We start from the raw sequence: 22,898 nt of genomic DNA on the forward strand, positions 1-22,898 counted from the left end.
CAAAGCCTTGGATCCTTGCACACTTCCTCATCGCGCTTGTGACCGAACCCCTCTCGCAGGAGTTGGGTGTCTCTCCCCCTTGAGCGACGGGCGCCCGCTGCTGTGGCGCGCAACCCGCCAGATCGTCGCCTCTCTGATCGCGACCATCTTTACTCAACCTTCCTTGGCGGCCCTGCGCCAAAATCTCCATGCCTTGCGATATCGCTGGCGCGAACCACCACGAAAGCGCAAATTTCAGTCCATGCCAAAGCTATCTTAGCGCCTATGCCGATAAGGCAGGGATCCCCCCTGAGGACGGCATGACATCGGCCCCGCCACCCGCGACCGGCGCCGAAAGTCCGCCGGAGGCGCAGGCGCCACCGACACCAGCGCCGCCGCCCATCGACCAGGCGCAAAGCCCTCCTTCCGGCGGCGCCCTTCCACAACCCGAGACGGGCGCTGTCGAGGTGGTGCGCCATCCAACCATCGATGCGCCGGATGAGATTGTCGCCGGCGAGACGGTGACCGTTTCGATCGCCCTTACCGAAGAGCAATTCACGCCCGAAGTGAAGGTGAAGGCAGCGCCGGGCTCGTCGGTGACGGAAGATGGCGCCCTGGCCATGGCGATGCCGGCGGGAACCGAGCAATGGCCGATCGATATCGATCTGTTCGCCTCCGGCTTCGATCTCGCTGACGGCGGCAAATGGAGCCGACGGACGACGCTCTACCGCCAGGGCGACAGCGACTTCGTCCGCTTCGACGTCAAGGCGCGGCCGATCGCCAAGGACAGCAAGCCGGCCCAGTTCATCGCGCGCATCTACAGCGCCGGGAGGTTCCTGGGATCGGCATCGCGGTCGGTTATCATTCGCCGCACCGCGCCTGTCGAGGCAGCCGCTCTGAGCGCCACAGCCGAACGCTCCGCAGCACCTGCCATGCTGATGCTGGCCGCAGCGGCGCCGCAGCCGGCGGTAACTGGCAATGTGACGCTCGGCGGCGCAGCCGGCGATGACGTCCCCGATCTCGACGTGACCATCCTCTATGACGATCCGAGCGGGCTGGGTTCGGGGCAGATCATCATCCATTCGCCGCATCTGGCCGGTCCGGTGACCGATACGTTCTCGACGCCACCTGAGATGGCGGCATGGCTGGACTCCGAATACCGCCGCCTGCTGCAGCTCGGATTGAGCCTGCGCGGCGCCGTTTCGCTGCAGCAGCCTGCCGCAAGCAGCGATACGGGGGCGCAAAAGCGCTTTGTCACGCTCGCCGCCGAAGGTTTTGGCGATGCGCTCTACCGCGACTATGTGCCGAAACCGTTCAAGGACGTGTTCTGGTCGCTGCGCGGCAAAGGCGAACTCCATTCGATCCAGATCACCTCGAACAGCCCGACGCTGCCCTGGGAATTGATCCGCCCGCGCAGCGCCGACGGCGCCGTCGCCGACGGTTTTCTCGGCATGGGCTACCGGCTGGCGCGCTGGGCTCCGCGCAGCAGTGCCTCACAGGTCGACAACCCGCTCGACCGCATGACCTTCACCGGCGTCGCGGCCGTCGCGCCCTCCTATCTCGACAAGCGCTCGCTGCGCTTTCAGCAGGACGAGATCGCGGCGCTGAGCAAGCTTTACGGCTACCGCCGCTTCGATGGCGATTTCACCTCTTTCGAGAAACTGGTCGGTGAAGTCTCGACCGGTTTCATTCATTTCTCCGGTCATGGCGAGGTCAACCAGCCGAGCAGTGGCCGGCCGGTCTTTGCCATCGATCTCGTCGACCAGTCGCTCGACCCCGATACATGGGCCGCGCTGGTCGCGGCCGCGCATGGCAAGGGCAATCCGTTCTACTTTTTCAACGCCTGCGACACCGGCCGTTCGCAGATGCTCGGCGGCTTCGTGCAGGGCTGGGGTCCGGCGGTGCTGGCGGGCGGCGCTTCCGGCTTCATCGGCGGCATGTGGCCACTGACCGACCGCGCGGCAGCGGCCTTCTCGACCGATTTCTATGGCGGCATCAGCACGCGGATCAAGGACGGGCCGGTCTATCTGGCCGAGATCCTGCAGGATGTCCGCAGAGAATTCTACCGGACCGGCGATCCGACCTATCTCGCCTACACATTCTACGGCAACGCCAATCTGAGGATTGTCGGGCAGTAGGCGACGGATCGTCGTTGGCGGATTGGCTTCGCCTACAATGCGTTTTGCGGGCATGGCACGCCGGCGCCGCCGCAGCGTGAGGCCATCGGCCTGGAGCTCATGTCTTCGGACTGCCGCACAAGCTCCGCAAAGAGAAGGGCGAAACTTCCCATCACAAGGAAGACGATAATCAGGCGTGTCACCGGCAATAGACAGGTCTCGACTGGCTAGCCCCCCAGCCACCCATCCTCTGTCGGCTAACATGATCGATCAGGCTTTACGAGTGCTTAAGCTCGCACTTAACCATCAAATTCGCCGTTCCGGCGACATGAAGCGCGAGCCGCCGATTTCGTTTCGCCGCGGCCGCAACTGGCCCGGACGATGCCTCCCTTTGCAGATGCGCTTGCCCATGCTACCCCACGCAACCGCCGCCGACCGCCATCGGCCGACCGCCATCGGAATGTCATGAGCAAAGCCAATCTCGCCTTCGTCTCCTCCGACACTGCCGATGCCAAGGCGGCGATGGAGAGCCTGTCGGCCCGCTATGGCCAGGCATCCTTCGACGACGCCCAGGTGGTGGTGGCACTGGGTGGCGACGGCTTCCTGCTGCAGACCTTGCGCGACACGATGAGCACGGGAAAGAAGGTCTACGGCATGAACCGTGGCACCATCGGCTTCCTGATGAACGAGTACCGCGTCGGGGGCCTCACCGAGCGCATCGCGGCCGCCGTCGCCGAAACGATCCGCCCGCTGGAAATGCTGGCGTTGACGCATGAGGGCGAGACGGTTTCGGCACTCGCCATCAACGAGGTGGCGCTGTGGCGTCAGTCCTACCAGACGGCAAAGATCCGCATCACCGTCGACGAGCAGGTCCGCATCGAGGAACTGAACTGCGACGGCGTGATGATCGCGACGCCGGCCGGCTCCACCGCGTACAATCTTTCGGCGCACGGGCCGATCCTGCCGCTGGATGCGCCGTTGCTCGCGCTGACCCCGGTCAGCCCGTTCCGGCCGCGCCGTTGGCGGGGTGCCTTGTTGTCAAACAAGGCGACCGTACGCTTCGATATTCTGGAGTCGGAAAAGCGCCCGGTGAACACCGCCGCCGACCACACCGAGGTCAAGGCGGTGGCTTCCGTAACGGTCCGCGAATCGCCGACTGCGACGGCAACGCTGCTGTTTGATCCCAACCATTCGTGGAACGAACGCATTCTCGCCGAGCAGTTTCGCTATTGAGCCGGCGCAAAGAGTGACTACCTAATTAAGCATCGCGATTAAGCTTACGTTTTCACAATCGTGCCAATCCCGCCCGTTTCTGTTGACAAATCGCGGGCTTGCGCCTAATCGCAATACCAATCTTGCAGGCACGCTGTGCTTGCCGCGACGGATGCCGTTGCGCTTCCCCGAACCAGCCAAAGACAGCAACTCTTGTCCTCAGACACCACGACCGCTCTAGAAGCGTTGACCTTTTCAGACCTCGGCCTGTCGCCCAAGGTCCTTTCCGCAGTCACCGATGCGGGCTACACCGTGCCGACGCCGATCCAGGCTGGCGCCATCCCGCATGCCTTGCTCGGCAAGGATATTCTGGGCATAGCACAGACCGGCACCGGCAAGACGGCTTCCTTCGTGCTGCCGATGCTGACCCGCCTCGAAAAAGGCAGGGCCCGTGCCCGCATGCCGCGCACGCTGATCCTCGAGCCGACGCGCGAGCTCGCCGCGCAGGTCGAAGAGAATTTCATCAGATACGGCAAGAACCACAAGCTCAACATCGCGCTGCTGATCGGCGGCGTCTCCTTCGACGAGCAGGACAAGAAGCTGGAGCGCGGCGCCGACGTGCTGATCGCCACGCCCGGCCGTCTGCTCGATCACCGCGAGCGCGGCAAGCTGTTGCTCAACGGCGTCGAGATCCTCGTCATCGACGAGGCCGACCGCATGCTGGACATGGGCTTCATCCCCGACATCGAGCGCATCTGCGAGATGATCCCGTTCACCAGGCAGACGCTGTTCTTCTCAGCGACCATGCCGCCGGAGATCACCAAGCTCACCGAGAAGTTCCTGCATGCGCCGGTGCGCGTCGAGGTTTCCAAGGCGGCATCCGCTGCCACCAACATCATCCAGCGCCTGGTCAAGTCCGGCTCCAAGCCGTGGGACAAGCGCGAGACGCTTCGCAATCTGATAAAGGCCGAAGACGCCGAGCTGAAGAACGCTATCATTTTCTGCAACCGCAAGGTCGAGGTCGCGGAGCTGTTCCGCTCGCTGCTGAAGTATGATTTCGACGCCGGCGCCCTGCATGGCGACATGGACCAGCGCGCCCGCATGCAGATGCTGGCCAATTTCCGCGATGGCAAATTGCGCTATCTCGTGGCGTCCGACGTCGCCGCGCGCGGCCTCGACATTCCCGACGTCAGCCACGTCTTCAACTACGACGTGCCGATCCACGCCGAAGACTATGTCCACCGCATCGGCCGCACCGGCCGCGCCGGACGCTCGGGCAAATCCTTCACCATCGCCACCAAGTCCGACACCAAATACATCGACGCCATCGAGCGGCTGATCGGCAACAAGATCGAGTGGCATGACGGCGACCTGTCGACCGTGGTCGCCAGCGAAGGCGGCGAGGACGAAGCGCCCCGCCGTGGCCGTGGCGCTCCGCGCCGCGCCGGCCGCAAGGACGAGGACCGCAAGGCCCATGATCGCAAGGAGGGTGGCGAGCGCAAGCCGCGCGAACGCCATGCCAAGCGCAGCGACGACGCGCCAGCGGCAGATGCCGCGCGCGAGGAACAGCCGGTGGTAGCCGAGGCCGCGGTCGCCGACATCGGCGAACGGCATCAGCGCAAGGAAGCGATTCGCTCCGAAAACAGCGACCGCAAGGTCTCCGATCGCAACAACGAGAACCGTGCCCCGGAACGCGGCGACACAAGGCCGCAGCGCGCCAGCGGCAACAGCCGCCCTGCCCGCGGCAACAACCGCGGTGAAGACAATGACGGCACCGTCGGCTTCGGCGACGACATGCCGGCCTTCATGAAGATCGTCGCCAAGGTCTGATCGTCGCAGTCCTAAAATAGCTGCCAAGTGATCGGCAATTGCTCACGGCCCCCATTGGCACGTGTTTCGAACATCGTCGCGAAGGTCGGCGAGGTTATTGCCAAAAAAGGCAGGCAGGATGTGGGGGAACCTCCCTGCGTAGGGCACGAGAAACTGCAGATCGATGCCCGCCTGCTGGAAGTTCTCGGTGGCATAAAGGTGGCGCCCACCGGCAGCGTTGATGTAGCGCTGTCCGCCGAGCGCTCGAACGATGCCGATAATGCGCGCTTGCCCTCGCAAGGCGGGATCAACGCCGAGGCTGGAACTGCGCAAGATGTTTGCTTTGAGTTCGAGCGCGTCGGCGACGAGCCGAAGACCGTTCTCGAGAAAGCTTGTCACGTCGCCAAGCGACCCGGTCAGATGGCGGCTGATCCGCTCCGCGGCCGGCGTTGTCGCCTGGCCCGGCAGGCCGAAAGCGGCCAGGCGCTTGTCCAGAGCGGTTCGGGCGCCGTCCGCCCAGCGCAGATGCTTTATCTGTGTATTGAACGGCATAGGCGCGAGCGGCAATGTCAGCCAGCGGCCCGGTGTCATTTCGCAACGATGCACCCGTCCCCGGCGCGGGAACTGGACATCGTCGAAAACAACGAAGACGTCGCTCGCAGCCATCAGGCGAAAATAGCCCGCATGCGGGAAGAAATATGGCTGCATGACAGCAATGGTGAGCTTGCCCGTCACTGCGTCTTGCCTTCGCCATAGAAGCAATGAGGCAAGCTTCGAACGTGCTGCTGGAACGCTTGAAGGACCGGCGATGCGAACGACTTGCCACAGAAGGCGTCGAATTCGTCGCGGTTGCACAGGAAGCTGTGGCGATCGAACTGCTCGCGGCGAAGATAATGCAGCACCCGGATATCCGCCGGGTCGCGCAGCCCGTGCGCCAGCATCTCGTCGGAGTTTGGACAATTGTATTCCGGCCCGAGAGGCAACGCATCGGCCCCGACCGTCAGGATGGCCAGCGACAGCGCGATCTGGCCGGAAAAGAAGATCGAGGGCTGATCCTTCAAATAATCCAGTACGCGCGCGGTAAGCGGGCGGATCAGTGGCTGAATGGCGCTGAAAGCGCTTTTGTTGAAGACGACGAAGCCATAGTTGATGTAGACGGGGCACCCGCCGAAGGCGCCATCCGACGACTCGGAATATCGCCAGTTGAGAGGCGTATCTGCAAAGCCGAGCGTCTCAAGAAGCCGACGCCATGCAGCGTTGTTTTCCGAGCCATCTCTCGAAAATGGCGAGAAATGCGCCGGTAGGCCGGCAACACTCGGCCGATCAGCGTCGCGCATGCGTTGCAAAAGCTCGTCGATCGGCCGCATCAGGCAGGCGTCGGCATCGGCGAGGATGATGACATCGCCGCGCGGCGCCTCGGCATAGCGGTCAAAGCCCGAGGAGAAACCCCGGTCGCTGATAGCACGCGGCACGGGGCGCCACGTTACCGGGAAGGCCGAGGACCAGGTGTTGGCGGCATGGAGTTCGTCGATGTCGGCATGCCCGCCAACAGAGACCACAATGGGGGCGGCCGCATAGACGCCGCCGAGCTTGGCCAACGACAAAGCTGCCAGCTTGACGTTTGAGAAAAATTCCGGCTCCGGCAGGATCGGGATGCGAAATTCGAAAGTCATGCCGGTCCCCGTCATGTCAAATCGCGAGTCGCCCAGCCGATGCCGGCCTCGCCGAACCCGTTGCCGTTGTAGAACATCACTTCACCGGAAGCGCGTCGCATGACGCAACAATAGGCCTGCATCCAACTGTCGAAGTCGCCGGCCGCCGGCGGATTGCTGAAGATCACAGGCTCCGCCTCGCCAGCCATGCCATCCCGGACATCTATCAGGCGGGAAAAAAGGCGGTAGGCTTCATTGCCACCATCGCGAAAGTCCCGCCCGCGGCGGCTGTACCACAGCCGTATACCGCCAGCCTCATGCGTGACCCAGGGACGCGTCTGGCTGTTCCCGTCCCCAAGGTCGTCACCTAGGACCGGGACCGAGCCTGTTTCCCACAGAATTCCGTCTGGCGAAACACAGCTGCGGAGCACATAGTCAGGCTCCCGGACACCTCTGGTCTCCACCCAACCGGTGCCGCTCGCATACCACATGCGATAGCCGCCCTTGATCGCACCAACGAAGGGCGTTGACACGAAATAGGGATCTGCCGGACCGATACTGCGGACCGGCCCCGCAAATGCTCTCTCGAAATTCAGCCCATCATCGCTGGTGGCGAGCCCGATGGCGATCTGAAAGCTGACATCGCTACGTGGGTAGATGCCCGAATAATACAGATGCACGCGCCCACCGATCATCACCGCGCAGGAGGGCCCCAGCCCCGAGCAATCGAAAGTGCCTGGCAGGCCCGGCTCCATGATCGGGTCGAAATACTCACCCAACACACGCATGCCGTCTTGCGGGTCGACATCAACGGCCAGGATGGATGACCGGTTGGCGCTATTGCGCCCGGCGAAATAGATGCGCCAAAGCCGAGGCGAAAGGGCGAGGACCGTCGGAACCTGCGCGTAGCTGCCCCACCACCCGTGCCCCGCCTTTATGGGCACCAGCAACCCCTGCCGGGTCCATTTCCTCTGACGGCCAGGCATCAGCGGAACTTCATCGACTTGATACGGGCGCTGGAATAGGGCTTCGGAAAGTCCGAGGGATGACGCACTACACTGTTGGCGGGCACATCGCGCCGGATCATGCAACGGGACTCGATATAGCTTCCGGCACCGATCGTGATGCCGTTGTCGATGCCGACCTGGCCGCCGATCAGGCTGCACGTGCCGATATGGACACCGCTCGCCAGCCCCACCTGCGACGAGACGAAGCAGAAATCCTCGACGATGGAGTGATGACCGACATGGCTACCGCTCCACATCATGATGCCTTCGCCGAGGCGGACAAACGGCTGCAGCGTGCAATTCTCGAGAATGAAGCAGTTTTCACCAACCGTGTCCGCCATATTGTGCGTAGAGGGGTGGATGAAGCGCGTGAAGCTGTACCCGCGCGCCCGGCCCTGCTTATGCCGATCACGGCGGAACTCGTTGAGGTTCTGGTAGCTGAGCGGACCAAGCAGCTTGACGGTTTCAGGCGGGAATCGGTCCTCAAGCTTTTCCCAGGCGACCACGGGAAGACCTTTGAACTCGGTTTGTGTGAGGAAGTCTTCGTCGACAGTAAAACCGACGACGCGATCCTCTCCGAACCTGTCGAGGTAGGCCCACGCGACCTCGGCGATCTGGCCCATCCCAAAAATAACCACGTCCGCCATGCCGCCCCCGCGCCTATGCCCATTATATTCTTGACCCGCAAGCCGGAAATCCGCGGATCGTCGGCTACGCGGCAGCCTTGTAGACGTAAACCGTGTACTCGTAGAGCCCGTAGTCGGCGCGAATGAGGTGATGACGCGACAATTGACCGACGACGAAGTGGCTTATCCGATCATAAGGCACGTGAAAAAGGTCCTCGCGTTCCCAGTCGACGTGCTTCGACATCAGGTTGAAGGCCATTCCCTTGCGGGCATGCGGGAACACCCTTGCGATCAACCGGGTCATGGTGTCGAACATCGTCTCGTAGGCGACGCCACAACGCTCCGTGAAGACCCCGTTCATGATGATGTAGTCGGCCTCGGGCACAACCACCTCATTCTGCATCACGTCCATACAGTCAAAGGTCACGCCGGGATATTTGCGCCGGCACAGGTCAATGAACCGTGCGGACAGATCGAGCCCCCGATATCGCAGTTTGCGATCGTCGGATTGGCGCAAATAGTCGAGGAAATGGCCGGCGCCGCAGCCGAAGTCCAGCACATCGACCCGGTCGCGCTCAAGCATCGCCTCGGCCATTATGCGGTAACGTGTCGCTGCCCCCCCGGCATCCGGCCAGTCGACTCCCTGGGGCGTATCGCCATGACGTGCAAGACACGCCTCGTAGTGGGCGACCAGCGCGTCGTATGGACCACTGTCGGGCAATTGGAATACCTCGTCTAATTGGCAATAGAAGGCGTCGGCTGGATTGTATATCACTCTATAATCTGCGCGAAACATCATGTCACTGAATCGCTCACTCACAGGCTTATACTCGATGCACACTTCGAATATGCCTTTGCCGCGCAAGCTTCGGGTTTGCCTCATCAATCCGCGGTTCCGCCCTTCCGTCTGGAGCCGGGACGAGGTGCTTCCCGTTCTGCCTGGCCAAAAAGGCAGCTGGATCGTGACAGGTTCCCTGCCCGCCCTTGCGGCGCTTGCTCCGGATCATTGTGATGTCGTCCTGCTCGATGAGAATGTCGAGGACCTGGATTTCGAGCGGCTCGGTGCCTTCGACATCGTCGGCGTGACCGGCATGATCGTGCAGCGCGACCGCATGTTTGAAATCCTCGAGAGACTGCGCGATCTACCGATTACCGTCGCCGCGGGCGGTCCCTATGTCTCGGTGTCGGAGGCGGAGTTTGTCGACCGCTGCGACGTGCGCTTCATCGGCGAAGCCGAGGAAACGTGGCCTCGCTTCCTGACGGCTTTCGCTCGCGGAGAGCCTGTCCAGAAGCGCTACGAGCAGGACTTGAAAACCGATATGGAGACCGTCCCCACGCCTCGATATGACCTGCTGAAATCTGGAAGCTACGTGGTAGCGTCTCTACAGTTCTCGCGAGGATGCCCGTTCCTTTGTGAATTCTGCGACATCATTACCATCTTCGGTCGCCGGCCACGCCTGAAGTCGCCGGCGCAAATGATTCGCGAGTTCGATGCGATCGTGAAGGCGGGCTTCCGTACCTGTTTTCTGGTCGACGACAATTTCATCGGTAACAAGGTCAAGGCCAAGGAACTCCTGAGAGGCCTGATCGATTGGCAAAAGGTAAACGGCTATCCATTGGCCTTTTCGACAGAAGCCAGCATCAATCTGGGTGACGACGCGGAAATGCTCGATCTGATGCGTCTGGCCAATTTCCGCCAAGTCTTTGTCGGCATCGAGTCGCCCCGCGCCAAGTCGCTGATGGAAACGAGGAAGATCCAGAACGTTCGTGGCGACAGCATGATCGACAAATTGCAGCGCATCCGCGACAGCGGGCTGGTGATTCAAGCGGGTTTCATCGTCGGTTTCGATAGCGACGATGAGGCGATCTTCGATGAGCAGTTCGAGTTCATTCAGCAAATCGGTATCGCGCAAGCATCTGTGGCAATCTTGTGCCCGATCCCCACGACGCCGCTCTATGGGCGGCTGAAGATGGAGGGTCGGCTGGACCTCAGCGACCCCTATGTCAGCTTCCGCCCGAAGAAGATGACGCGCGAAGCGCTGAGGGCCGGCTATGACAGGTTGGTGCAGCGCCTTTACGAGCCGGACGCCTACTTCAGCCGCCTTGTGGATGGCTATTTCGGATCGCCAGGCTTTCGCAAGAGCCGGGCGACGCTTGCAACCCTGATCGGCCGGAAGCGTTCCGGCGTGACCCGGATTGCGGAATTGGCCGGTGCCATCCTGATGGCTGCCCGACTCTTCAGAGCTTTGCTTGCCAAGCGCAGCGCGATGTCGCTGGGCGGCGCCTATGTCAGGCATTGGCGCCGCAACCGGCGTCTCTGCGGCCGCGAGGCGATACCATTCGCCAGTTTCGTGCTGCTTTGCGCCGATCACTGGCATTTTTACACCATCTCGCGGACCAGCAGTAAGATCGAGATCGGGACCAGCCGGCCCGAAACCTTGCGGCCCATACCCGCAAATGAAGGCCTCTATCTGGACAAGACCGCAGGCGGTAGAGCTTGAACGCCGACGGATTGTGGGATGCCGATCCCGGCCCAGCGCCCGATGTTCCCGTGTCGCGCCCGCGACTGCCGGCAGGCGACAGCATCCTTCCCTATCTGCACGAGATCGATGCAACTCGCTGGTACAGCAACAACGGTCCGTTGAACCGGCGTTTCCAGGAAGCTCTCAAGACTCGGACCGCTGCAGGCCATGTCGTATGTGGCGCAAACGCAACGCTGGGGTTGGCGCTCGCATTGATGGCGCAGAAACCGGCGAAGGGAAGTCTCTGCATGATGCCGTCCTGGACCTTCGCGGCCAGCGCGCACGCGGCGGTCCTCGCAGGGCTCGTTCCATGGCTGGTCGACGTAGACCTGGACAGCCAGCAACTGTTGCCCGAGAGCGCGGCAGAACTCCTCCGCCAGGCTCCCGGCGGCGTCGGAGCGGTCATGCCGGTCATGCCGTTCGGCCGCCCGATTGGTGTCGCGAACTGGGATCGGTTCAAGAGCGATACCGGTCTTGCCGTGGTAATTGACGCAGCCGCAGCCTTCGACACCTTGACGCCATCGCGGGTTCCGGCAGTCGTCAGCCTGCATGCCACCAAGGCACTCGGCATCGGCGAAGGTTGTTTTATCGCGTCAGACGACGGCTCTCTGATCGAGGAAATCGCGGAGGGTGCCAACTTTGGTTTTTCAAATTCGCGCGAGGCGGTCAGACCGGCCCTGAACGGCAAGCTCAGCGAGTATGGTGCGGCCGTCGGCCTGGCCGCACTTGAGCTGTGGCCACATACGCGTGCCGCCTACAAGCGCGTTGCCACAAGCTATAGCCGCTCGCTGGGGTCGATTTCCGAGCTGAGCTTGCCGGAGGGGTTCGGTGAAAAATGGATATCCTCCACCGTCACCATTGGCCTGCGGCCTGGTTCGATGGACCGGGCGCTCACGGCGCTGGCGAAAGGAGGGGTTGGTGTGCGCCGGTGGTGGGGTGGCGGTCTGCATCGGCACGCAGCCTTCGAACATTTTCCCAGGCTGCCGCTACAGACCACTGACATACTGGTAGCGACTCAACTGGGGCTACCCTGTTGGACCGATCTTGCGGATGAAACAATCTCCCGCATCTGCTCGATCCTCAGCGAAGTGGCTGCTGCGGGCTGAGCCGAATGTCTGGTCGACTCTTAAGGCAAAACGGCCCCTTAGCGCCCAGCGCGATGCTGGCGCGTGCGCAATTTTGCCGCCATTGTCGGCTTCCGCGACGACATCATGCGGGCAGCCTTCATGCGCGCCGGCCCTCATGCCGATCGTCGTCCGAGCCTGATCCCGAGCGCTCTCAAATGCAGCCGGCCAGCTTGCACCCTTGGCAAGCTTCTATCCTGGCCCGTCCGTCACATCGGGCCGGGCATCATCTTGGTCGGTTTTTCCAGCATCGGAAACTCTGCCTTGCTGCATTTCACGTTCGGGTTGGTCGGACTGAACATGCCGTTCGGATTGTCTCTGAACAGCCAGGCATGAAGGTCGTAGTGGACGAACTCCCTCGGAATGAGCGGATAGTGCCCTTCCATCGGTCCCATGAAGGTCTGGCCAAATAGTTTTGGAGGTTCCTTGGTGTCTGGCGTCAGGGGCACCAGCCATTCCACGCCAACCAATTTCAAGCCTTTCTTGGTCGGCTCGTAGATCAGCACATTGGGGCGCATCGGATCGAGTTTCTGACCGACACTCGGGACGTTGACGAAATGGATGCCCATAGCGCCCTTCGGATAGTCCATTGCGCCCTCGATCCTGTCCCCGCTGTAATAGACGCACCCGACAGTCGACAGATAAAGGTCGCGGACGGCGACCGTGTAGTCTTCATATTTGGCGAGCGATTCCTTCAAAGCTTCGATGTCGGCTTTGTTGGCGTCCTCGGCTCGAGCCGTGGCCGCTGCGCACCAAGCGGAGACCAGACCTGTCAAAATGAGGACGCCGCAACGCCCAAGACGAGCTGTTCTTGTCATGCATTCCTCCCAGATTTCCTATCTGGCCGTGCAGGACCGGGGCCGACTAAGTGACTGCGCGGCCGTTTGTATCGCCCCATCCCCTCTGGAACCGCACCAATGCTAATCCCTTCCAAGGCCTCCGGAAAGGAATTATTAGAAATCTCTAATGCGTTAGACCTTTTGACGGACCACAGGAGCCCAAAAAGAAAGCGGCCCCTTGCGGGGGCCGCCTTCGCATTTCGATGCCGAACAATTCAGGTCAGCGGCGAAAGCTGGATCTCGACGCGCCGGTTCTGCGCACGGCCGGCCGCCGTTCCGTTGGACGCGATCGGACGGGTCTTGCCGAATCCGGTGACGGCGAAGCGGCGCGAATCGACACCTTGGCCTGAGAGATAGTTGGCGACCGCCAATGCGCGGCGCTGCGACAGATCGAAATTGTGTTCGTCGCCGCCGGTCGAATCGGTATGGCCGAACACGTCGACCGTGGTCTGCTTGAACTTCTTCAGCACCAGCGCAACCGAGTTCAGCACCTGGTAGAAGCCGGGCTTCACCGCATCCTGGTCGACGTTGAAAGTAATGTCGGACGGCATGTTGAGGATGATCTGGTCGCCGGTGCGGGTGACGCTGACGCCGGTGCCTTCGAGCTGGCGGCGCAGTTCAGCCTCGTTCTGGTCCATGGTCGCGCCGATGGCGCCGCCGGCCAGCGCGCCGATACCGGCACCGATCAGCGCGTTCCGGCGGTCATTGCCGCCGGCAAGCAGGCCGAGGCCCGCGCCCGCCAGGGCGCCAAGGCCGGCGCCGGCTGCGGTGTTCGAAACCTTCTGCTCCCCGGTGTACGGATCGGTCGTGGTGCAGGCACTCACCAGCACAGCCGTCGCAACGGCGACGAGCACAGTCTTTTTCATAAGGATCGTCCCTCTCCAAAGCGCGGCCTTTGCGGCTCGCGCATATAAGCCCTTCTCCGGTCTTGTAACATGAAATGCGGCGAAAAACCGAGCGGCGAAAGCGGCTTTTCCCCGCTCGCGCACACTTCTGCTTCGGCGGTTGGCGCTGGCCTACCAGAGGTTCTTGCCGTCAATGACGACCACCTCGACCTTATCGAGGTCGAAATCGTCGAACAGCCGCGAATTGACTGAGATCTTGGGATTGTCGAAGTCCGGTTTTCCGGTCGACCAGTCCGGCGTTTCGGTGAAGGTGCCGCAGCCGCAAATGGCGCAAAACCCGTGTTTGACGGTCTTCGATCCCCATTGATAGAAGGAGACGTTTTCCGGCGAGCTGGTGAGCTTGAATTGCGACGGAACGTAGTAAGCCCACAGCGAACCGCGCTTGGAGCAGAACGAGCAGGTGCATTGTGTTACCGTCTCGGGCGCCTGCGAGACCTCGAACGTCGTCGCCTTGCAATGACAGCTGGCCTTGATGGTCATGAAAAGCTTTCCTCTCCGTTGCCCGCCACCCATGCGGCAAGGCACCATAAAGGAAGGCTCCTGACAACTGTCTGTCAGCAGGCTCCGGTCGATCGAGCCGAGCGGCGCTCTGGCCGAAGCGGACCCGTCGTCACCTCCCAATCGTCGTCACCTGCCGATATAGGCGGCCAGTTCGTCCGGCGTCCCGTTTGGGAAAGCCTGTTTCAGAAAATCCAGGAACGCCGACACTCGCGCGCTGAGCAGCCGTCGGGAGGGGTAGAGCGTCCATAGAGAAATTTCGGGGCCGTCGATATCCCCCCAATTCACCAGTGTGCCGTCAGCCAGGTCGTGGGCCACCAACGAAATGGGAAGCCGTCCTGCGCCGATTCCGGCTCGCACCGCATCGCGGACCATGATGAGTGTCGACAAGGCGAGGACCGGCTCGATTCTAAGTGTTGCCCGGCCACCTGGTGTCTTCACCTGCCATGTTTGCCGCTCGCCTGTCCCGCGCGCAACGCCAGGAGCGGCGAGCCCATCGGTCGGGCGAGGAAGGTCCGGGCTCGCGACGACGACCAGGCGGTCGCGGAGAAACGCCCGTCCGACCAGGCTTTCATCGGGATCCGGATTGACCCGGATTACCAGATCGTAGCCTTCCTCGATCGTGTCGACATGCCGGTCTTCGGTGGTCACTTCAAGCCTCACCTCAGGATACCTCAGGGCAAATCCCGCAGCGATCCTCCCCATTGCAGTCTGCGAAAAATGCAAAGGCGCGCTGATCCGCAATCTGCCCTTGGGTCTCTGACCGCCCGAGGCAATCGCCGATGCCGTCTCGTCCAGCTCGGCAAGCAACGCCCCCGTCCGCTCGAAGAGCGCCCGTCCTTCTTCGGTCAGCTTCAGGTTACGCGCACCCCGTTCGAACAGACGCAGATCGAGACTGCTTTCCAATTCGCCAACGCGCCGGGACAACGTTGCCTTGGGCCGGCCGGTGGACCTTGCCGCTTTGCCGAAGCCGCCATGGCGAGCCACGAGGTTAAAATCGGCAAGGGCTAAAAGATCCATGACTGTCCCACCAGTGAGACGACGTGTCTAAAATTGCCGTCTACTGGGCTCTTTGTGAGCCACACATATTGGGACTGTCAAGCAACCCAACAGGAGAAATTCCATGACCATTCTCGTTACCGGCGCCACCGGCAATATCGGCCGCCAAGTCGTCGAACAGCTCGCCAAGCGCGGCGCCGATGTGCGTGCTCTCGTGCGCGATCCGTCGAAAGCCAGTTTTCCGGCAGGCGTATCCGTCGTGCAAGGCGACTTTCTCGATGTCGATTCGCTGCGCAAAGCCATGTCTGGCGTTTCCACGCTGTTTCTCTTGAACGCCGTGGTGCCGGACGAATTCACCCAGGCTTTGATCGCCTTGAACGTCGCCCGATCGGCCGGCATCGAGCGGATCGTCTATCTCTCGGTGATCCACGCTGACGTCTATGTGAACGTGCCGCATTTCGCGGGTAAGTTCGGCGTCGAGCGAATGATCGAGCAGATGGACGTCAAAGCTACGATCTTGCGCCCGGCCTACTTCATCCAGAACGATCTGACGGTCGAAGACGTCATCACCGGCTACGGCACCTACCCAATGCCGATCGGCCCCAAGGGCCTCGCCATGATCGACGCCCGCGATATCGCCGAGATCGCCGCCCTTGAGCTGCTGCGTCGCGAACGGTCGAAGGAGCCGCTTGCGTTCGAGCGGATCAACCTCGTCGGTCCGCAGACACTGACCGGGACGGACATTGCCGCAATCTGGTCAGACGTACTCGCCCGCCCGATCAGCTACAGCGGCGACAATACCGAGGGTTTTGAGCAAAATCTCAAGCAGTTCCTGCCCGCCTGGATGGCCTACGACATGCGCCTGATGGGCGAGCGCTTCTTCACCGACGGGATGCTGCCCGAGGCCGGCGACGTCGAGCGCCTGACGGCACTTCTGGGTCGCCCACTGCGCCCGTATCGCGACTTCGCCTCAGCACTCGCTGCTTCCGTCTGACGCAAGCGCCTTCAGCACCAAGGCCGGCCTTCCGATGAGAACTGCCAACAGAACTCAGTAGGAACGCGGTGGCACGAACAGGCAGATCGTCTTGCCTGCGTCGAGGCCAGCCTGATGCGCGCACCAGTGGAAATCGCCGTCGGGTGAGTCCTTGACCCGCTTGTCGCTCATCGGAACGACCTCCCCCGTTCCGGCGATGACATAGCCCTCCGGCTTTTCCAGCACCTCGCCGGTATGGGTGGTGCGGCAGTCGTAGTTTGCACAGCAGGCGAAGGGATAACTCCAGCCTTGCGGCTTCGCCGCCGTGGGCTTGGCGTCATGGGCGAAGGCGGGTGCGGTCAGCACCGCCATCGCGATTGCAACGATCGGGGTGACGAACAAGGAAAACAGGAGTCGGCCAGCCGGTTGAACGGCTCTAGCCGATCGGAGAGTGGCAGCAGACATGGAAGCGTTCCTTTCACACGAGCATCAAGCGTTTCGCTTGCCCGTTCCCGGAACGTGTCTTCCCAGTGGCCGGATCGTCAGGTCGCAGATATGCCGCGTCCGGCCATAAATGCTTTTTCTCTTCCAGCCCTCGGATGCTGGGCTGATTCCTTGGCCGGCGCAAGAAGTTGCTGCGCGAGGCCGCACATCTACGCCGCTATCTGCAACCGCTGACGAGATCCAAGGCCAGGCTCAAATCCCGGCAGACGGGCAACGAAACAACGGGATTGGCCGTATGTGGTTCCAGCCTATACGTCGCCTGGACCGGCGATCACATGCCCTTCATATTGCGGCAAGTCGTCGGCGATGGTGAACCATGGCGCTTTGGAGCCGACGAAGATGTGCGCGGTCGGCCGGATCGTCGGATCGTCGACCAGCGTGCCCATGGCGACATGGACATAGGCGCCGTCGCGGACCAGCGAATACAGCAACGAGCCGCAGCGGCTGCAATGCGCATCGTGGCCGCTGTCATCGCCGAAATGGATGAGCCCGTGATGCCCTTCGGCAAGGGCAAGTTTCTCGCGCTCGATGCCGGCGAAGGGCTTGAAGGCGGAACCTGTGGTGCGCCGGCAGTTCGAACAATGGCAGTTGGCGGCATAGACGAACTCGTCCGCCACTTCATACTGGACCGCGCCGCAAAAGCATTTGCCGGTGAGCCTGCGAGTCATGGTTCCTCCTTCGCTCCCCCGCCCAGGGATGTTCTTATTCAAGTCAGCTGAGTCGAAAGTGGCGGAAGCGCAGGAATCAGCCATTCGCAGGCCGGCCTCACCTGAATATGGACATATCCCTAGTCGAGGTCGGCCACGGCTTCACCGGCACCGCCCTCGATGCGCTGCGACAACGAAGCTTCCATGAAGTCGTCGAGGTCGCCGTCGAGCACGCTCGACGGGCTGGTGCTCTCGACGCCGGTGCGCAGGTCCTTCACCAACTGGTAGGGCTGCAGCACATAGGAACGGATCTGGTGACCCCAGCCGATGTCGCTCTTCGACGCTTCTGTGGCATTGGCCACCGCTTCGCGCTTCTTCAGCTCTTCCTCGTAAAGGCGCGAGCGCAGCATTTCCCAGGCCTTCGCCTTGTTCTTGTGCTGCGAGCGTTCGGCCTGGCAGGCAACCGCGATGCCGGTGGCGATATGGGTGATGCGAACCGCCGAGTCCGTGGTGTTGACGTGCTGGCCGCCCGAACCGGATGAGCGGTAGGTGTCGATGCGTACATCGGATTCCGAGACGTCGATCTCGATCCTGTCATCCACGACCGGGTAGACCCAGACGCTGGAGAAGGACGTGTGGCGGCGCGCATTGCTGTCATAGGGTGAAATGCGGACCAGGCGATGAACGCCCGACTCGGTCTTCAGCCAGCCATAGGCATTGTGGCCCTTGATCAGGAGCGTGGCGGACTTGATGCCGGCCTCTTCGCCGTCATGGACTTCCAGCACTTCGACCTTGAAACGGCGACGCTCGGCCCAGCGCGTGTACATGCGCAGAAGCATCGAGGCCCAGTCCTGGCTCTCGGTGCCGCCGGCGCCGGCATGGACTTCGAGATAGGTGTCGTTGGCGTCGGCCTCGCCCGACAGCAGCGTCTCGACCTGGCGGGCCTTGGCCTCGCCCTGCATCGAGCGGAGGGCTGCTTCCGCCTCGGCGATCACGCTCTGGTCGCCCTCTTCCTCACCCAGTTCGATCAGGCCGATATTGTCTTCCAGCGCCTGAGTCAGGCTTTTGACGCCGGCGATCCCGTCTTCGAGGCCCTGGCGCTCGCGCATCAGCTTTTGCGCTTCCAGCGGATCATTCCAGAGGCTGGAATCCTCGGCGCGCACGTTCAGGTATTCAAGCCGCTTTATAGCCTGATCCCAGTCAAAGATGCCTCCTCAGCAGGGTGATCGCCTGCCTGATCTCGTCGACAATATTCTGCGTTTCCGCGCGCATGGCTGGTTGTTCTGTCCTGTTTTTGAAGTGGCGCTTGGGTCGGCGCGATACATAGGCACGGCATTGCTGCCTGTAAAGCGAAATGGGCCGGCTCAACAAGCCAGCCCACTCGACGTAAAAAATCAGGTCGTCAGTAGAGTCCGCCGCCGGGTGCCTGGATGGCTTCCGTAGCCTGCGGCGATAGCGGTCCGCCGGCGCCGTTGGACCCGTCGGCGCCCATGCCGATCACCCAATAGCTGTCGGCTGGGCCGGTGCCGGGCTTGAAGGCTTCGATGATGGTGCCGGGATCGCCCGACGCGGCACGCATGCCGGTCTTGCGGTTGATCGCGACCAGGTTCATGCCTTCCGGCACCTTGAAGTCGACATTGGGCGTGCCGTCCAGCGCAACGCGCATGAAGTCCTTGAAGATAGGCGCCGCCAGACCACCGCCGGTGGCGCCATGGCCGAGACCGCGTGGCGTGTCGTAACCCATGTAGAGGCCGACGACGAGGTTCGGCGTATAGCCGATGAACCAGGCGTCTTTCTCGTCATTGGTCGTTCCGGTCTTGCCGGCGATGTGGCGGCCAAGCTCGGCGATGGTGGCGCCGGTGCCGCGCTGGACGACGCCTTCCATCATCGAGGTGATCTGGTAGGCGGTCATCGGATCGAGCACCTGCTCGGAATTGTCGACCAGTTCCGGTTCGGGCTGGTTGTTCCATTCGGGCGCATTGCAACCTTCGCAGCCGCGCTCGTCCTGCTTGAACACGGTCTTGCCGTAGCGGTCCTGGATGCGGTCGATGAGCGAGGGTTTGATCGACTTGCCGCCATTGGCCATGATCGAATAGGCCGACACCATGCGCATCACCGTCGTCTCGCCGGAACCCAGCGCCATCGGCAGATACGGCGCCAGATGGTCGTAGACGCCGAACCTCTCGGCATATTCCACCACCAGCTTCATGCCCATGTCGTTGGCGAGCCGCACCGTCATCAAATTCCGCGACTTTTCGATGCCGGAACGCAAGGTCGCGGGACCGGCCACCGTGCCGTCATAGTTCTTCGGCGTCCAGGTCGTAGTGCCGCTCTGGATGGTGATCGGTCCGTCCATGATCACCGAGGCCGGCGTATAGCCATTGTCGAGCGCGGCCGAATAGACGATCGGCTTGAAGGACGATCCCGGCTGGCGCATCGCCTGCGTGGCACGGTTGAACTCCGACTGCGCATAGGAGAAGCCGCCGACCATGGCCAGCACGCGGCCGGTATGTGGATCCATGGCGATCAGGCCGCCCTCCACTTCCGGCACCTGGCGCAGCGTGTAGGCGCCTTCCGACCCTTCGTTCTTCTGCACGAAGATGACGTCGCCGGGCTGCAGTACATCGGCCGGAGACTTGGCCTTGACCGTCTTGCCATCGACCACATGGCGCATGGCAAAGCTCATGTCTTCCTTGCTGACGGCGCCTTCGATGCGTTCCTTGACGATATCGCCCGAAATCTGCCGCGTCGGCTGCAGGCCGATGGAAAGGCCGGTCGCCGAGCTGTCGAGCACGACGGCAAGCGACCATTCCGGCACGTCTTCCAGCCCCTTGACGTTGCCCAGCGCTACGCCCCAGTCGCCGGAGGCATCGATATGCGTCACCGGTCCGCGATAGCCGCGCAGCGTGTCGTATTTGAGCAAGCCGTTCTGCATCGACTTGCGGGCGATGAGCTGGATCTTCGGATCGAGCGTCGTGCGCACCGAAAGGCCGCCCTCATAGAGCGCGTTCTCGCCATAGCGCGAGATGATCTGGCGGCGCACTTCCTCGGTGAAATATTCACCCGCAAACAGATAGGAGCCGTTACGACGCGGCGTCACGCCGAGCGGCTCGGCCTTGGCCTTGTCGCCTTCCTCGCGCGTCACGTAGCCGTTCTCGACCATCTGGTCGATGACCCAGTTGCGGCGCTCGATGGCGCGGTCGGCATGCTTGAAGGGATGGTAGTTGTTGGGCCCCTTCGGCAGCGACGCCAGATAGGCGGCTTCCGCGACCGTGAGTTCGTTGACCGACTTGTCGAAATAGGTCAGTGCCGCGCCCGCAACGCCATAGGCGCCGAAGCCGAAGAAGATTTCGTTGAGATAGAGCTCAAGGATGCGGTCCTTCGAATAAGCCTGCTCGATGCGGAAGGCCAGGATCATCTCCTTGATCTTGCGCTCGTAGGTCTGGTCCGAGGACAAGAGGAAGTTCTTCGCCACCTGCTGGGTGATGGTCGAGGCGCCGACCTGGCGCCTGCCCGAACCCAGATTCTGCAGGTTGACGTAGATGGCGCGGCCAAGCCCGGTGATGTCGATGCCGGGATGGTTGTAGAAATTCTTGTCCTCGGCCGACAGGAACGCCGCCTTGACCCGGTCCGGAACCGCCTGGATCGGCAGATAGAGCCGCCGTTCGCGCGCATATTCGGCCATCAGCGAGCCGTCGGAAGCATGGATGCGGGTCGTCACTGGCGGCTCGTACTTGGCCAGGACCTCATAGTCGGGCAGGTCTTTCGACAGATGGCTGATGTATATCGCCACGCCCGCGGCGACCATAAGCGCCAGCGTCGTGCCGATACCAAAGAAATAGCCGATAAGACGAATCATGCCCGCTCCAGTCCGAGGTCCGGGAATTTCCTAGACGAAGCCGCCTTTCGCGCAAGCCTTCGCAACTGTCCCGATCCGTGATGGAAAACCCATGTCGCCACCATGTGGGCAAAATACGGCAGTGCCCGGTTTCGGCATCCCCCACCTGAAATAAAAGCGCCTGGTGTTGTCGTCGTGCAACGCTGCCTCCGGTCGTGGGCGGCGGCGACCATCTCAGCCTCCGGTTCCCGTTCCCATCTTGGCGGAGGCAAACAGGGCGACGGCGTTGGTGATGCTCTGCGCCGCCTTGCCGCGCCAGTCGGCGTCGAGCAGTTGCGCTTCATCCTTGGCGTTGGAGAGATAGCCGAGTTCCACCAGCACCGACGGCACATCGGGCGCTTTCAGCACTTTGAAGCCGGCCGAACGCTGCGGATTATTGATCAGGCCGACGCTGGTGGACAACTGGCCGACCAGAGTGTGGGCAAAGCTCATCGAGAAATTATGCGTCTCGCGGCGGATCAGGTCGATCAGTATGTCGGTGACTTCCTTGTTGTCGTCCTTGATCACCATGCCGGCGAACTGGTCGGAGAGGTTTTCACGGTCGGCAAGCGCCTGCGCTTGCGGATCGGACGCCTTGTCGGAGACGGTATAGACGGTGGCGCCTCTGATACCCTTGACGCTGATCGTGTCGGCATGGATCGAGATCAAAAGGTCGGCCTCGTGCTGCCGGGCGATGCGCACGCGGTCATCGAGCCGCAGGAACTCGTCGGTATCGCGCGTCATGAACACGTCGTAGTTGGCGACGGCGGCGAGCTTGTCGCGCAATTCGGTGGCGAAGGCCAGCGTCACGTTCTTCTCGATGGTGCCGTTGAGGCCTTCGGCGCCACCGTCGATGCCGCCATGGCCGGGATCGATGACGATGGTGAAGCGATGCCCGGGATTGGAGATCGGCCCTGTGCCGACCCTGGAGCCCTTGTCGGTGGAGACGGTCGAGCCGGTGGTCAGCGCCTGGTTGGCAAGGGCTTCGTCGAACTCGCGGTCGGAGGCTGCCGACATGTCGATGGCGATGCGATAGCCTGCGCCGTCCTCGTTCTTGAGCACGTCGAGCTTGTCGACCGAGAACGGCCCCTTGCCGGTCAGGATCAGCCGCGATCCCTCGCCCTGATCGCCATAACGCACCGCCTTGACCAGGCCGCGGGCCTTGGCGTCCTTCGCGCCAATGGCGAATCGGGTGCGCGGCAGGTCCACGACCAGCCGGTTGGGGCCGCGCAGCAGGAACCATTTGATGTCGGGCTCGCGGTCGAAATCGATGACGATGCGCATCTTGGTAGCGTCGCCGGCCATCTTGTAGGCGGTGGCGCCGAGTGGCGCATCGGCGGCGCGTGAAACCGGCGCAAAAGCAAGGCAAAGCGCCAGCAGCAACAGCACACCGGCAGCGCGCAGGAAACGGCCTGCACGGCCATGGCCCTTGTCTGTGGTGCCCGCCAGTCCCATTTCTTGCAGTCGCTCCTGGTTTGGCGCCTTGCGCCCGCGTGGTTGGTCGAAATGCCGGTCAGGCCGCAGACTCGATTAACGATTGGTATCCAGAGAAGGTTAACCAAGCCTTTTCATTGAGGATTAAGGCCTGTGCTTCCGTTACGGCACTGC

The 22,898-nt window shown here is 62.2% G+C and carries 20 protein-coding genes; 6 read left to right on the forward strand and 14 right to left on the reverse strand.

What is annotated here, in order from left to right; translation table 11 throughout:
• Window positions 1–299: 299 nt before the first annotated feature.
• The 3 genes from NKJ18_RS04570 (at window position 300) to NKJ18_RS04580 (ending at window position 5,138) form a co-directional block, all read left to right on the forward strand.
• A complete protein-coding gene (locus tag NKJ18_RS04570; RefSeq protein ID WP_352757885.1) occupies window positions 300–2,117 on the forward strand; it encodes a CHAT domain-containing protein in 1,818 nt (605 codons plus the stop codon).
• Window positions 2,118–2,561: 444 nt separating this feature from the next.
• Entirely contained in the window at window positions 2,562–3,329 is a 768-nt protein-coding gene (locus tag NKJ18_RS04575) for an NAD kinase (RefSeq protein ID WP_023681482.1), read from the forward strand.
• A gap of 192 nt (window positions 3,330–3,521) precedes the next feature.
• Entirely contained in the window at window positions 3,522–5,138 is a 1,617-nt protein-coding gene (locus NKJ18_RS04580; RefSeq protein WP_031198453.1) for a DEAD/DEAH box helicase, read from the forward strand.
• Window positions 5,139–5,180: 42 nt separating this feature from the next.
• On the opposite strand, the gene NKJ18_RS04585 is transcribed toward NKJ18_RS04580, so the two are convergent.
• From NKJ18_RS04585 to NKJ18_RS04605, 5 genes are all read right to left on the reverse strand, one after another.
• Window positions 5,181–5,852 (reverse strand): WbqC family protein, encoded by a 672-nt coding sequence (locus NKJ18_RS04585; protein ID WP_023738921.1) that lies wholly within the window; start codon window positions 5,850–5,852, stop codon window positions 5,181–5,183.
• Complete coding sequence (locus NKJ18_RS04590) at window positions 5,849–6,790, reverse strand: hypothetical protein (RefSeq protein ID WP_352757886.1); 942 nt, start codon at window positions 6,788–6,790, stop codon at window positions 5,849–5,851. The genes NKJ18_RS04585 and NKJ18_RS04590 overlap by 4 nt, the downstream gene beginning before the upstream one ends.
• 11 nt (window positions 6,791–6,801) lie before the next feature.
• Complete coding sequence (locus NKJ18_RS04595; RefSeq protein WP_023738923.1) at window positions 6,802–7,755, reverse strand: hypothetical protein; 954 nt, start codon at window positions 7,753–7,755, stop codon at window positions 6,802–6,804.
• Complete coding sequence (locus NKJ18_RS04600) at window positions 7,755–8,423, reverse strand: acetyltransferase (RefSeq protein WP_023738924.1); 669 nt, start codon at window positions 8,421–8,423, stop codon at window positions 7,755–7,757. Before NKJ18_RS04600 ends, NKJ18_RS04595 begins: the two co-directional genes overlap by 1 nt.
• 64 nt (window positions 8,424–8,487) lie before the next feature.
• Window positions 8,488–9,177 (reverse strand): class I SAM-dependent methyltransferase, encoded by a 690-nt coding sequence (locus NKJ18_RS04605; RefSeq protein WP_352757887.1) that lies wholly within the window; start codon window positions 9,175–9,177, stop codon window positions 8,488–8,490.
• Window positions 9,178–9,256: 79 nt separating this feature from the next.
• Between NKJ18_RS04605 and NKJ18_RS04610 the strand changes: the two genes are divergently transcribed.
• Both NKJ18_RS04610 and NKJ18_RS04615 read left to right on the forward strand, forming a co-directional pair.
• A complete protein-coding gene (locus NKJ18_RS04610) occupies window positions 9,257–10,903 on the forward strand; it encodes a B12-binding domain-containing radical SAM protein (protein ID WP_352757888.1) in 1,647 nt (548 codons plus the stop codon).
• Window positions 10,900–12,030, forward strand: coding sequence for a DegT/DnrJ/EryC1/StrS family aminotransferase (locus NKJ18_RS04615; protein ID WP_352757889.1), 1,131 nt, complete (start codon window positions 10,900–10,902; stop codon window positions 12,028–12,030). The genes NKJ18_RS04610 and NKJ18_RS04615 overlap by 4 nt, the downstream gene beginning before the upstream one ends.
• A gap of 227 nt (window positions 12,031–12,257) precedes the next feature.
• On the opposite strand, the gene NKJ18_RS04620 is transcribed toward NKJ18_RS04615, so the two are convergent.
• From NKJ18_RS04620 to NKJ18_RS04635, 4 genes are all read right to left on the reverse strand, one after another.
• Entirely contained in the window at window positions 12,258–12,866 is a 609-nt protein-coding gene (locus tag NKJ18_RS04620; RefSeq protein ID WP_023708481.1) for a hypothetical protein, read from the reverse strand.
• A gap of 236 nt (window positions 12,867–13,102) precedes the next feature.
• On the reverse strand, window positions 13,103–13,753 hold the full coding sequence (locus NKJ18_RS04625; RefSeq protein ID WP_023667470.1) for a YiaD family glycine zipper/OmpA-like lipoprotein: 651 nt from the start codon (window positions 13,751–13,753) through the stop codon (window positions 13,103–13,105).
• A gap of 150 nt (window positions 13,754–13,903) precedes the next feature.
• Window positions 13,904–14,272: a GFA family protein gene (locus NKJ18_RS04630; RefSeq protein WP_023667471.1), complete on the reverse strand. Its 369-nt coding sequence runs from the start codon at window positions 14,270–14,272 to the stop codon at window positions 13,904–13,906.
• A gap of 147 nt (window positions 14,273–14,419) precedes the next feature.
• On the reverse strand, window positions 14,420–15,310 hold the full coding sequence (locus NKJ18_RS04635) for a LysR family transcriptional regulator (protein ID WP_352757890.1): 891 nt from the start codon (window positions 15,308–15,310) through the stop codon (window positions 14,420–14,422).
• 103 nt (window positions 15,311–15,413) lie between these two features.
• On the opposite strand from NKJ18_RS04635, the gene NKJ18_RS04640 reads away from it, so the two are divergent.
• A complete protein-coding gene (locus tag NKJ18_RS04640) occupies window positions 15,414–16,283 on the forward strand; it encodes an NmrA/HSCARG family protein (protein ID WP_352757891.1) in 870 nt (289 codons plus the stop codon).
• Window positions 16,284–16,337: 54 nt separating this feature from the next.
• Here NKJ18_RS04640 and NKJ18_RS04645 read toward each other — a convergent pair whose 3' ends face one another.
• The 5 genes from NKJ18_RS04645 to NKJ18_RS04665 form a co-directional block, all read right to left on the reverse strand.
• Complete coding sequence (locus tag NKJ18_RS04645; protein ID WP_023691228.1) at window positions 16,338–16,727, reverse strand: hypothetical protein; 390 nt, start codon at window positions 16,725–16,727, stop codon at window positions 16,338–16,340.
• Window positions 16,728–17,014: 287 nt separating this feature from the next.
• A complete protein-coding gene (locus tag NKJ18_RS04650; RefSeq protein WP_023691227.1) occupies window positions 17,015–17,434 on the reverse strand; it encodes a GFA family protein in 420 nt (139 codons plus the stop codon).
• A 119-nt stretch (window positions 17,435–17,553) separates the two neighbouring features.
• Window positions 17,554–18,685, reverse strand: a protein-coding gene (gene prfB / locus NKJ18_RS04655) for a peptide chain release factor 2 (protein WP_155922402.1) whose coding sequence is annotated in 2 segments (ribosomal slippage) — window positions 17,554–18,618 and window positions 18,620–18,685 — 1,131 coding nt in all. Because the reading frame shifts where the segments join, the coding sequence is not laid out codon by codon here.
• Between the two features lie 130 nt (window positions 18,686–18,815).
• Window positions 18,816–21,272 carry a penicillin-binding protein 1A gene (locus NKJ18_RS04660; protein WP_023805260.1) on the reverse strand — a complete coding sequence of 819 codons (2,457 nt, stop codon included), beginning with the start codon at window positions 21,270–21,272 and terminating at the stop codon, window positions 18,816–18,818.
• Between the two features lie 213 nt (window positions 21,273–21,485).
• Window positions 21,486–22,745, reverse strand: a complete 1,260-nt coding sequence (locus tag NKJ18_RS04665) for an N-acetylmuramoyl-L-alanine amidase (RefSeq protein ID WP_352757892.1) — start codon at window positions 22,743–22,745, stop codon at window positions 21,486–21,488.
• Between the last annotated feature and the right edge of the window lie 153 nt (window positions 22,746–22,898).

This window comes from Mesorhizobium sp. M0217, assembly GCF_040321955.1.
Classification (GTDB): domain Bacteria; phylum Pseudomonadota; class Alphaproteobacteria; order Rhizobiales; family Rhizobiaceae; genus Mesorhizobium.

What these genes read in the sequence shown, in the direction of transcription:
- NKJ18_RS04570 (WP_352757885.1), top strand. Translation starts at nt 300, where the DNA reads ATGACATCGGCCCCGCCACCCGCGACCGGCGCCGAAAGTCCGCCGGAG.
- NKJ18_RS04575 (WP_023681482.1), top strand. Translation starts at nt 2,562, where the DNA reads ATGAGCAAAGCCAATCTCGCCTTCGTCTCCTCCGACACTGCCGATGCC.
- NKJ18_RS04590 (WP_352757886.1), bottom strand. Translation starts at nt 6,790, where the DNA reads ATGACTTTCGAATTTCGCATCCCGATCCTGCCGGAGCCGGAATTTTTC.
- NKJ18_RS04595 (WP_023738923.1), bottom strand. Translation starts at nt 7,755, where the DNA reads ATGCCTGGCCGTCAGAGGAAATGGACCCGGCAGGGGTTGCTGGTGCCC.
- NKJ18_RS04600 (WP_023738924.1), bottom strand. Translation starts at nt 8,423, where the DNA reads ATGGCGGACGTGGTTATTTTTGGGATGGGCCAGATCGCCGAGGTCGCG.
- NKJ18_RS04620 (WP_023708481.1), bottom strand. Translation starts at nt 12,866, where the DNA reads ATGACAAGAACAGCTCGTCTTGGGCGTTGCGGCGTCCTCATTTTGACA.
- NKJ18_RS04625 (WP_023667470.1), bottom strand. Translation starts at nt 13,753, where the DNA reads ATGAAAAAGACTGTGCTCGTCGCCGTTGCGACGGCTGTGCTGGTGAGT.
- NKJ18_RS04630 (WP_023667471.1), bottom strand. Translation starts at nt 14,272, where the DNA reads ATGACCATCAAGGCCAGCTGTCATTGCAAGGCGACGACGTTCGAGGTC.
- NKJ18_RS04635 (WP_352757890.1), bottom strand. Translation starts at nt 15,310, where the DNA reads ATGGATCTTTTAGCCCTTGCCGATTTTAACCTCGTGGCTCGCCATGGC.
- NKJ18_RS04640 (WP_352757891.1), top strand. Translation starts at nt 15,414, where the DNA reads ATGACCATTCTCGTTACCGGCGCCACCGGCAATATCGGCCGCCAAGTC.
- NKJ18_RS04645 (WP_023691228.1), bottom strand. Translation starts at nt 16,727, where the DNA reads ATGTCTGCTGCCACTCTCCGATCGGCTAGAGCCGTTCAACCGGCTGGC.
- NKJ18_RS04650 (WP_023691227.1), bottom strand. Translation starts at nt 17,434, where the DNA reads ATGACTCGCAGGCTCACCGGCAAATGCTTTTGCGGCGCGGTCCAGTAT.
- NKJ18_RS04660 (WP_023805260.1), bottom strand. Translation starts at nt 21,272, where the DNA reads ATGATTCGTCTTATCGGCTATTTCTTTGGTATCGGCACGACGCTGGCG.
- NKJ18_RS04665 (WP_352757892.1), bottom strand. Translation starts at nt 22,745, where the DNA reads ATGGGACTGGCGGGCACCACAGACAAGGGCCATGGCCGTGCAGGCCGT.